This window comes from Mesorhizobium sp. M1273, from assembly GCF_040318195.1.
In the GTDB taxonomy this organism is placed as follows: Bacteria; Pseudomonadota; Alphaproteobacteria; order Rhizobiales; family Rhizobiaceae; genus Mesorhizobium.
On the sequence record NZ_JAMYLV010000017.1, the window covers coordinates 107,725 to 117,866 of the forward strand.

Here is a 10,142-nt window from a genome sequence, read left to right on the forward strand (position 1 = left end):
CTGAATGCCTGCACACGACTTTAGACGTCGTGCCCAGGGTCTTGCTGATTAAAATTGTGGCAGTGCTTTCCAGCTGCCATGATTTTGCCGCAACGCTGACATTTCACCTTTTATCTCAAACTGTTAGACGATCACGGCAAATTTCGAAGCGTCGTCATCTTTTGTTCGCGGAATGGGAACGGAAGAGCTAGACGAGCATTGTTTTGCGACGCGTCAACCGATACGAGTCAAAAAATGACGCACTGCACCATAAATAATTGGCGGAGTAGCTGAAGTGTCACTTCTGCAAATCTACTGGCGAGCCCTTGGTTATCTCGCTGCCGACAGGAAACGCGTTGCGTTTATCTGCGGGGCGAATGTCGCGCTTGCCATTATCGCCATTCTCGAGCCGATCATGTTCGGCCGGGTGATCGATGCCATTTCGGACCGCGGCTCGGTATTCGCGACGCTCGCAATGTGGGCCGGTCTCGGCGCGTTCAACATCATCGCCTTCGTGCTGGTGGCGCGCGGCGCCGACCGCTTTGCCCACCAGCGGCGCAGCGAGGTTCTTTGCCAGTCGTTCGAGCGCGTGATCACCATGCCGCTTGCCTGGCATCATCAGCGCGGCACCTCCAATTCCCTGCACACGCTCCTGCGCGCGGTCGAGACCTTGTTCAGCCTCTGGCTGGAATTCATGCGGCAGCATCTGTCGACCGCGGTTGCGTTGGTCCTGCTGGTGCCCACCGCGCTCAGCATGGATATCCGCATGTCGATGGTGCTGCTGGCGCTTGGCGCGCTCTATGTCGGCATCGGACGGCTGGTGATGCGGCGCACCAAGGAAGGCCAGGCGGCCGTGGAGCGGCACTACCACAAGGTATTTGCGCATGTGACCGACTCGGTCAGCAACGTCGCCGTCCTGCAGAGCTACAATCGCATCGGCCATGAGACCGAGGCGCTGAAGTGCTACGTCAAGAACCTGCTCGACGCACAGAATCCGGTGCTCGACTGGTGGGCGATGGCCAACGCGCTGCACCGCCTGTCGTCGACGATTTCGATGATGGTGGTGCTCTTGATCGGCGCCTATCTGGTGACGCACGGCCAGTTGCGCATCGGCGACGTCATCGCCTTTACCGGCTTTGCCACGCTGCTGATTGCCCGGCTCGACCAGATGTCGGCCTTCGCCAACCAGATTTCCGAGGCGCGCGCCAAGCTCGAGGAATTCTATCATCTCGAGGACTCTGCATCCGACGCCGCCGAGCCCGATGGGCTGCGCGATCTCGTCAACGTCACGGGTCATGTGCGTTTCGAGAATGTCTGCTTCGAGTTCGGCAATTCCGGGCAGGGCGTCGACGACGCGTCGTTCGAGGTCCAGGCCGGCCAGACCGTCGCCATCGTCGGCCCGACGGGCGCCGGCAAGACGACGCTCATCAACCTTCTGCAGCGCGTCTTCACCCCGTCCAGCGGCCGTATCCTGATCGACGGCATCGACACCCGCACGGTGACCCGCAAGTCGCTGCGCCATTCGATCGCGACCGTCTTCCAGGATGCCGGCCTGCTCAACCGCTCGATCGAGGACAACATCCGCGTCGGCCGCGCGGAGGCGACCTATGACGAGGTTCATGCCGCGGCCAATGCCGCCGCCGCGCAGGATTTCATCCTGTCGAAGAGCGAGGGCTACGACACGGTCGTCGGCGAACGCGGCGGACAGCTGTCCGGCGGCGAGCGCCAGCGCATCGCGATCGCCCGCGCCGTGCTGAAGGACGCGCCCATCCTGGTTCTCGACGAGGCGACCAGCGCGCTCGACGTCGAGACGGAAGACCGCGTCAAGGACGCCATCGACGAATTGCGGCGCGGCCGCACCACCTTCATCATCGCCCACCGCCTGACCACCGTTCGCGATGCCGATCTGGTCGTGTTCATGGACAAGGGCCGGGTGGTCGAGATGGGCGGGTTCACCGAACTGTCGCTGCGCAACGGTCGCTTCGCCAGCCTGCTGCGCGCCGGCGGCCTGCTCAACGACGAGGAGGTCCGCCGCCTCAGCCGTCCGGTGAACGAAGCCGCTTGAGCAGCACGGCTTGCCTTCTCCCCTGTGGGAACCACAAGGGGGGCAGCGCCATCGCAGGTGGAGAGCCGAGGCTTTCGCTCTACGATGTACCCCCGCCCCTAACCCCTCCCCACAAGGGGGAGGGAGACTTCCGTTGGCGCTGACCTCGGCAAATTTGCCTGCCTTTCGGCGCCAAAAGGGGAAGTAAGGGCATGCGGCAGCGTTCCCTCCCCCTTGTGGGGAGGGTTAGGGTGGGGATCCATCTTCGTAAGAATCCAAATGCGATTGCCCCGCCGTTCACGGGGAGAACGGGAGACGCCGTACCGCCGCTGCGGTTGCCGCAACTCCGCCGGCGGTCTATGTAAGGCGGCATGAGCGACACGACTTCACGCCTCTCCGGCTGGATGGACCTTGCCAACCCGACGCGGTTCGTCGGGCTGGCCGACAAGGTCGTGCCGTGGCTGGCGAGCGTTGCCGCCATCATCCTCGCTGTCGGCCTCTACATGAGCTTCACGGCGCCCGAGGACTTCCAGCAAGGCATCACCGTTCGCATCATGTATATCCACGTGCCTTTCGCCTGGCTCGCCATGATGTGCTACACGCTGATGGCGGTCTCGGCACTGGGCACGCTGGTCTGGCGCCATCCGCTGGCCGACGTGGCGCTGAAATCGGCGGCACCCATCGGCGCCGTCTTCACCGCCCTTGCACTGATCACCGGTTCGATCTGGGGCAAGCCGATGTGGGGCACCTGGTGGGTGTGGGACGCGCGGCTGACCTCGGTGTTCATCCTGTTCCTGATGTATCTCGGCATCATCGCGCTGACCCGCGCGCTCGACGATGCCGGGCGCGCCGCCTGGGCCGCCGCCATCATCACCCTGGTCGGCTTCATCAACATTCCGATCATCAAATTTTCGGTCGACTGGTGGAACACGCTGCATCAGCCGGCGTCGGTGTTCCGTCTCGGCGGGCCGACCATCGATCCAAGCCTGTTGTGGCCATTGCTGGTGATGGCGCTCGGCTTCACCGTGCTTTTCTTCGCGTTGCACCTAGCGGCGATGCGCACGGAAATCCTCCGCCGCCGCGTCATTTCGATGCGGCGGGTTGCCGCGAGGCAGGCTAACTGACCGCCGTCGAGTTCCTTCGCGCCCCCCTCTGTCCTGCCGGACATCTCCCCCTCAAGGGGGGAGATTGAATGTCACGTATCGTTTCGCCAATCGCGAATGTTGAAAGAGAGGCGAAGCTACCGATCTCCCCCCTTGAGGGGGAGATGGCCGGCAGGCCAGAGGGGGCGCTGTCCCTCCAGCGTTTGAAGGATTTTGTACCTGAAGCGCACGCGCTCCAGCTGGACTCACCCCATCCGTCCTCGCGCCTTGACCTGGAGCGTCTCGATCACCGTCTCGCCTTCGACCAGATGCACCTCGTCGAACAGGTTGGTAACGACGCAGCAATGATCGGGCACGACGCGCACGCGCTCGCCGATGCGAAGCTCGGCGCCGCCTGACAGCGTGACATTGCCGTGCTCTTCGCTGAGGCTGGTCACCCTTGCGCCTGAAATGCCCAGCAACTCGCCGAAATCGGCGAGCCCCAGTGTGTCGCTGGAGAGCGCCTTGCTGCCGGCGTCGAGGATGGCGCGTGTCGGCGTTGGGTGGCTGACCACCGTCGACAGCACCGTCAGTGCGCAATCGTCGAGGCTGCCGACGCCTTTGGCGACCTGGTAGCGGTCGAGATAGATGTAGGTGCCGGGCCGGTATTCGGTAACGACGCTGTGCTCGCCGGAACGCCACATATCGGGTGTGCCGCCGCTGGAGATGCGCTCGCAAGCAAGGCCGGCTGCGGCAAGTGCTTGCCGCGCTTCGGCGAGCCACGCCTCGGTCTCGGCGGCGCGGCCGGCCCCCGGGTAGGTCATCAAGCCGCCGAAGACGAGCCCCCGAACCTTGTCGATCTCGCTCGCCAGCGCGACTGCCTCGCCGGCCGACTGCACACCGCAGCGGCCCATGCCGGTGTCGCATTCGACCAGCACCGGCAGGCGGTGGCCGGGATCGGCAAAGGTGGCGGCAAGCCCCATCAGCGTGTCCATGCTGTCCGTTGTCACCGACAGGGTTACGCGGCCGTGCAGCGCCTTGAGGCGCTCCAGCTTGGCCCGCCCGACGATATTGTAGGGCAGAAAGATGTCGGTCAGTCCGGCATCGGCCATGACCTCGGCCTCGCCGATCTTCTGGCAGGTGATGCCGACGGCGCCCGCCGCGATCTGCTTCTTTGCCCAGTAGGGCAGCTTGTGGGTCTTGACGTGCGGCCTGAGCTTCAGCCCGTGCCGGTCGGCATGGGCCTGCGCCCGCGCGATATTGGCTTCGGCGCGGTCGGCATCGATCAGGATCGCCGGCGTATCGAGGTCGTCTATGCTGCGCATGGTCTCACCATCGGAAAATTGGTTGACCTTATGGCCCTGATCGGACCGCATGTCATGGGGCCAGCGACAGCAGTTTGCATCGACACCGGATGGACGTTCGGCTATTGCGGTTTGAGCAATTCCAGGAAAAGTGTGAAACGGTTTTCCGTCCGGAATTGCGTCCAAAAAAAGATCGAGCGGTTCGGCGTTTCCGTGAAACGATGAACCGTTCTAGCGCTCGCAAAGCGACGGGAAGGAACCACGATCATGAAACGCTCCGCCATCAACGACATCATCCGCGACGCCGACGCCTTCATCCGCTCGTTCGGCTACATCATGCCGCCCTTCGCCTACTGGTCGCCGGAAGAGATGAAGGCGCGCCGGCAGGATTCGTCGGCAATCTTCTCGTCGCGGCTTGGCTGGGACATCACCGACTACGGCCAGGAGAAATTCGACGAGCTCGGCCTGTTCCTGTTCACCGTTCGCAACGGCCGCTACGAGGACATGAAGAAGGGCATGGGCATGCTTTATGCCGAAAAAATCATGATCTCGCGCAAGGATCAGCTGTCGCCGATGCACCGCCACAACATCAAGGCCGAGGACATCATCAACCGTGGCGGCGGCAAACTGGTGCTGGAGCTGTTCATGCATGATCGCGATGGCGGCATCGATCCGAAGGCCGAAGTATCGGTGCCTGTCGACGGAACCATCCACAGACTACCTGCGGGTGGGCTCCTGAAGCTCGACCCAGGCCAGAGCGTCACCTTGCTGCCGGGCGTCTGGCACGCCTTCTGGGCCGAGGGCAAGGACGTGCTGATCGGCGAGGTTTCGACCGTCAACGACGATCTCACCGACAACGTCTTCCGCGAACCAATCGGCCGCTTCGCGGACATCGACGAGGACACAGCACCGCTGCACCTGCTGGTGTCCGATTATGAGAAGTGGGTGGGATAGGGGAGGGTGGCATTTCAACCGGCCTCATGAGAGGGGCTCATCAGGTTCGTCGGCGCCGCCCCTCATTGCCCTGCCGGGCATTTCTCCCCGTATAGTGACGGGGAGAAAGACGCTATCGCAGATGGTTTCGCAAACAGGCAGCGTTGCGGAATAGTGGTCGACATTGCGTCTATCTCCCTTCTCCCCGTCACTATACGGGGAGAAGGTGCCGGCAGGCGGATGAGGGGCAGCACCGATGCTTCTCGCTAGCTGCACCTGTTCGGCAACTGCTACCGCGCATGCTTGTCGGCCCTGCGGTTGCCCAGCAGCAGCTTGCGCTCGAGATGCGCCCGCAGTTCTCCATAATACGCCGTCAGGAACGCGCGCGCGTCATGGGCTTGGGGTGCCGCGCCGATCTTGCGTCCGATCGTCTCGGCAACCGTCCGCAGGGCGAAATAGTCGTCGCGGCGCAGCACCTCCTCCAGCTTGTGGAGTTCGGCAATTCCGTAGGCGTCGAGCTGGGCGTGGCTGAACCGGAACGCGCCAGCGCCGGCATCCTGCCGGGCCGACAGATCTTCCAGCAAGGCGCGCTTCGGTGCCTCGACCACCCAGGTCCCCGCCAACAGGTCGCCGATCCGCATGCGGTCGCGATTGAACAGCGGGAACAAGGCAAACAGCAGCGTCCACACCAGTCCGAACACCGTCGTCAACGTGTCGGCGAGGTCGGTCCCGCTGCGTCCAACGATGATCGACAGCGGCAGGAACACCTCGATCTCGCGCATCAGGTTGCGGGCGATGACCTGGTCGATCGACAGGCCGTCTCCGCTGCGCGACGCGACCCGGATGCCGACGATCCGCTTGCCGGGCGTAGCCGCGCGCCGGCCCGCTTCGAAGACGATGAAGTAGGCGTTGCGCAGAAAGAAGATCAGGATGATCCAGACGACGAAGAGCGGCTGAAATCCCTCGCTGCCAAGGCCTCCCACCCCGAATAGCGCGACGATCGTGATCACGATTGCCGCCACGGCGATGAACACGATGTCGAGCAGGAAGGCGGAGGCCCGCGTGCCGGCGTCGGCCAACTTTATCCGGAGATCGACGCCTTCGGGCGTGATCAGCGGCCGTACAGCCGCGAAGGCGGCGCGTTTAACGATCGCCATGCCGCACCGCCCGGAACAGGTAGAAATAACCGATCCACAGCACCAGCATGCCCCCGCCAATGCCGTAGCGCGTGACGTCGCTGGTGATGGTCTGCCTGCCAATGCCCTCGAGCAGCCCGGCAAACAGCAGCATGACCGAGACCCCGACCATGGCGTTCGCGGCGATGCGTCCGGCGCGAGCCGCTGCCGCCATGCGTGTCAATTCGCCGGGAAAGGCGATGCTGGTGCCGATGCGCATGCCCGCCGCGCCGGCCAAAGAGATTGCGAACAATTCGGTGGTGCCGTGGATGGCCAGCCAGCCGCCGAGCTCCATGCCAAGCCCCTTGGACCAATAGACTTGGAACAACGCCCCGATCATGCAGCCGTTGTACAGCATCAGCAGCACCGTCGGCACCGCGAAGGCGAAGCCAAGGGCGAAGGCCAGGATTGCGACCTGGACGTTGTGCGTGAACAGATAGGCGGCAAAGCCTGAGAGAAAGCCATTGTCGCCATCATAAAGCATGCCTCGCAGCAGCTCGGCCGAGGTGTCGGGGCCGCGGCCTCCTGCCAGGCCGGGCGGGATGATCGCGTCGAACCAGCTCTTGTCGGATGCCACCAGCCAGGCGCCTGCACCAATGCCGATCACCATCAGCGCGACCGACGCCAATGTCTCGCGCCACAGGTCGCGAATGGCTTCGGGCCAGTCATGCAGGAAGAAATCGGCGAGGCGCTGCCGCAGCCCGCGGCGCGCGCCGTAGAGATAGAAATAACCGCGCAGCGACAGCGCTTCGAGATAGCCGACCAGCGCATTGTCGAGCGATGTCGCGCGCGCCACCGACAGGGAAGACAGCGCCGATCGATAGAGCAGCGGCAGCGACAGCAGCTCCTCTTCGGAAAGCGTCCGCGGCGCACGCTTCTCGACACGCGCCAGCAGCGCCTCGAATGCCTTCCAGTCGGCCTCGCGCTCGCGGCGGAAGCTGGCCAGCGACTGGCGTACCGCGTCGCCGCGCTCCGCATTGCCGCGTACCGGCGCCGTCACAGCAAATCCTCCTGCTTGAACTGCAGATAGCGCTCGACCAGCGCCGGGCCGAGCCGGTTGTGGTCGGCTTCGATCACATGCGCCCCGAGCAGGCGCAGCCGGCCGATGACGACCTGCCTTTCGCGCAAGAGCCCTCCGGCGACGACCGCGCGGGCAACATCCTCGCCGGAGCGTGGCGGCAGGTCGGCCAGGCTCTCCAGTTCGGTGTCCTTCATCATCATGAACAGCACGAGATGCCGTTCGGTGAGCCGGCCCACGGTGCGCAGCATCAATTCCGCACTGATCGGATCGACGAAATCGGTGAAGATGATGACCAGCGAGCGGCGGTCGAGCCGCGCCGCCAGCGTCGTCAATGCCAGCGTGAAATTGGTCTCCTCGCTGGAGTAGTCGATCTCGGCGGCCCGTTTCTGGATCATCGCAAAGCTGGCGGGGCCGCGCACCGCGCCGCTCGAAACGCGCGGCCTTGCATCGAAGCCGAACAGGCTGACCATGTCACCGCCCTTCAGCGCGATGAATGCCGACAGCAGGGCGGCCGTCACCGCCCGGTCCACCTTCGGCACCCCGTCGACCGGTTCGCACATCAGGCGTCCGCTGTCGATGGCCAGCACGATGTTGTTGTTCTCCTCGATGCGGAACTCGCGCGCCAACAGCTTGCCGTGGCGGGCGCTGCGCTTCCAGTCGATCATCCGCCGGCCCATGCCCGGCTGGTAGTCCTTGAGCGCGTCGAACTCGCGGCCTTGACCGGCGCGGCGCTGCGCATGGCCTTCGGCAAGCGCCGCATGTTGCAGCAGCGTGATCGCCTCGCCGCGGGCGCTGCTGACGTCGGGCAGCACCGCAACCTTGCTTTCCACCGGCAGCACGACCTGGTTCCAGACCAGCCCGAACGGCCCGCGCCAGCGCACCCAGAGACGGTCGAAGCTGGCGACGCCGCGCCGCAGCGCCTGGAAGCGGAGGTTGAGCGACCCGCCTCCGGCGATTGGCAGCAAGGCGCCGCCGCTGCCGTCCACCGGCGCCAGACGTGCATCGTGGCCGACGCGAGCCTCCGCGGCGCACGGCCCCGAGTGACGGGCGGTGATTTGCACGCTGAACTCGCCGCCGACACCGGCCTGCTGCGGCGCATCGATGCTGGCATTCAGCGATGCCCGTCCGCGTCCGGCCGCGGCATCCACCGCCAGGAAGGCAAGCAGCAGGCAACTCCACAGCAACCCCAGATACCAGAACGACGGCAGTGCCAGCGCGACCAGGAAGGCCGGCACCGCGCCGGCCGCAGCTGCCCATACCGCTCGGCCGCTGGGATAGATCAACGTGGTGCTTCCGTCTGGTCGACCAGGTCGGAGACGATCTGCTCGACCAGCCGGCCATCGATCTGTGCGGCAGGCGAAAGGATGACGCGATGGCGCAGCGCCGGCACTGCCAGCGCCTTGACGTCGTCGGGGATCACATAGGCGCGTCCGTCCAGCGCCGCCCGGGCACGCGCCGCCCGCGCCAGCATGGCGCCGGCGCGCGGACTGGCCCCGACCTCCAGATCGGCATTTTCGCGCGTAGCCCGAACCAGCGCCGCTATGTAGCCGACGACATCGTCGACAAGGGTGACGGAGCCGACGACTTCAAGGGCCTCCTGCAGCGTTTCGCGATCCGTCTGCGCCTCGATGCCATATTGCGCGATGTCGTGCGAGGCGGAGCCGCCGCCATGATGGACGATGATGGCTCGTTCTTCCTCGGGGCCGGGATAGCTGACGCGGTGCTTGAACAGGAAGCGGTCGAGCTGCGCCTCCGGCAGCGGATAGACGCCCTGGTGCTCGATCGGATTCTGGGTCGCGACGACCATGAAATTGCGGCCGAGCGAATGCGTGGTGCCGTCAAAGGTGACCGCATGTTCCTGCATCGCCTCGAGCAGTGCGGCCTGCGTCTTGGGCGGCGTGCGGTTGATTTCGTCGGCAAGCAGGAGATCGCAGAAGATCGGGCCGCGCGTCAGCGTGAACTGCCCGGTCTGGAAGTTGTAGATGTTCGACCCGACGATATCGCCGGGCATCAGGTCCGGCGTGAACTGGATCCGCCCGTAGGCGATCCCAAGCGCCTGGGCGAAGCAGCGCGCGGTCATGGTCTTGGCCGTGCCCGGAGGACCTTCCAGCAGGATATGCCCGCCCGCAAACAAGGCGGTCAGCATCAGGTCGACCGTATCGTGCTGCCCGGTGATCGCCTTGGCCACTTCTTCCCTGATCCGTGTCGCCAGGGCCTTCACATCATCGACGTTCACCGAGCCTCCTTGCCGTCCAGTCATGCAGCCGTTCTGCTGCCTGTTGCATCTGCGTCAGATTCTTCGCCTCGCCGGCCGCTTGCGAGCGCGTCGTGAAGCCGCCGGCTTGCTCCTTATCGCGAGAGTCGAGCCAGTGGTCGAGCGCTTTGCCTTGCAACCCTTGCGGTGCGCCGAGCAGCGCGCCGGCGCGTACCCGCATCAAGGCCGCATAGCGGCCTCCCAGTTCGTCCAGCCGGCCGGCACGCCGCATGAGCATCGCCGTCGTATAGACCAGCGCCCCCCTGGCCGAGGCGAAAGCGCGCGGGGGGGTTAGCGGCGGGGCGCCCCCGGCCAGGGCCAGCCCGGACGCCCGCGCCGCACCGGGCAGG

Annotated in this window: 8 protein-coding genes and 1 pseudogene; 3 read left to right on the forward strand and 6 right to left on the reverse strand. The window is 65.0% G+C overall.

The genetic code is table 11. From position 1 onward, the window contains the following. The first annotated feature begins 274 nt into the window (after window positions 1-274). Together NKH30_RS19375 and NKH30_RS19380 are read left to right on the forward strand one after the other, a co-directional pair. Window positions 275-2,044 carry a glucan ABC transporter ATP-binding protein/ permease gene (locus tag NKH30_RS19375; RefSeq protein ID WP_352614164.1) on the forward strand — a complete coding sequence of 590 codons (1,770 nt, stop codon included), beginning with the start codon at window positions 275-277 and terminating at the stop codon, window positions 2,042-2,044. Between the two features lie 350 nt (window positions 2,045-2,394). Next, window positions 2,395-3,147 carry a heme ABC transporter permease gene (locus NKH30_RS19380; protein WP_352820534.1) on the forward strand — a complete coding sequence of 251 codons (753 nt, stop codon included), beginning with the start codon at window positions 2,395-2,397 and terminating at the stop codon, window positions 3,145-3,147. A 224-nt stretch (window positions 3,148-3,371) separates the two neighbouring features. Here NKH30_RS19380 and NKH30_RS19385 read toward each other — a convergent pair whose 3' ends face one another. After that, entirely contained in the window at window positions 3,372-4,430 is a 1,059-nt protein-coding gene (locus NKH30_RS19385; protein WP_352996632.1) for a D-TA family PLP-dependent enzyme, read from the reverse strand. A gap of 246 nt (window positions 4,431-4,676) precedes the next feature. Here NKH30_RS19385 and NKH30_RS19390 point away from each other — a divergent pair, with 246 nt between their 5' ends. After that, the gene (locus tag NKH30_RS19390) at window positions 4,677-5,363 is read left to right on the forward strand and encodes a D-lyxose/D-mannose family sugar isomerase (protein ID WP_023674428.1); all 687 of its coding nucleotides are present in this window, start codon (window positions 4,677-4,679) and stop codon (window positions 5,361-5,363) included. A gap of 269 nt (window positions 5,364-5,632) precedes the next feature. Here the strand turns inward: NKH30_RS19390 and NKH30_RS19395 are convergent, their stop codons facing one another. From NKH30_RS19395 to NKH30_RS19415, 5 genes and pseudogenes are all read right to left on the reverse strand, one after another. Then, window positions 5,633-6,421 carry an RDD family protein gene (locus tag NKH30_RS19395; RefSeq protein WP_352996634.1) on the reverse strand — a complete coding sequence of 263 codons (789 nt, stop codon included), beginning with the start codon at window positions 6,419-6,421 and terminating at the stop codon, window positions 5,633-5,635. Between the two features lie 64 nt (window positions 6,422-6,485). Continuing rightward, the gene (locus NKH30_RS19400) at window positions 6,486-7,517 is read right to left on the reverse strand and encodes a stage II sporulation protein M (protein WP_352473664.1); all 1,032 of its coding nucleotides are present in this window, start codon (window positions 7,515-7,517) and stop codon (window positions 6,486-6,488) included. Beyond that, window positions 7,514-8,821, reverse strand: a complete 1,308-nt coding sequence (locus NKH30_RS19405) for a DUF58 domain-containing protein (protein ID WP_352614160.1) — start codon at window positions 8,819-8,821, stop codon at window positions 7,514-7,516. The genes NKH30_RS19400 and NKH30_RS19405 overlap by 4 nt, the downstream gene beginning before the upstream one ends. After that, the gene (locus NKH30_RS19410; protein ID WP_352449246.1) at window positions 8,818-9,774 is read right to left on the reverse strand and encodes an AAA family ATPase; all 957 of its coding nucleotides are present in this window, start codon (window positions 9,772-9,774) and stop codon (window positions 8,818-8,820) included. The genes NKH30_RS19405 and NKH30_RS19410 overlap by 4 nt, the downstream gene beginning before the upstream one ends. Continuing rightward, window positions 9,761-10,142: pseudogene (locus NKH30_RS19415) on the reverse strand (DUF4350 domain-containing protein); the annotation flags it as partial. The pseudogene NKH30_RS19415 and the gene NKH30_RS19410, both read right to left, overlap by 14 nt.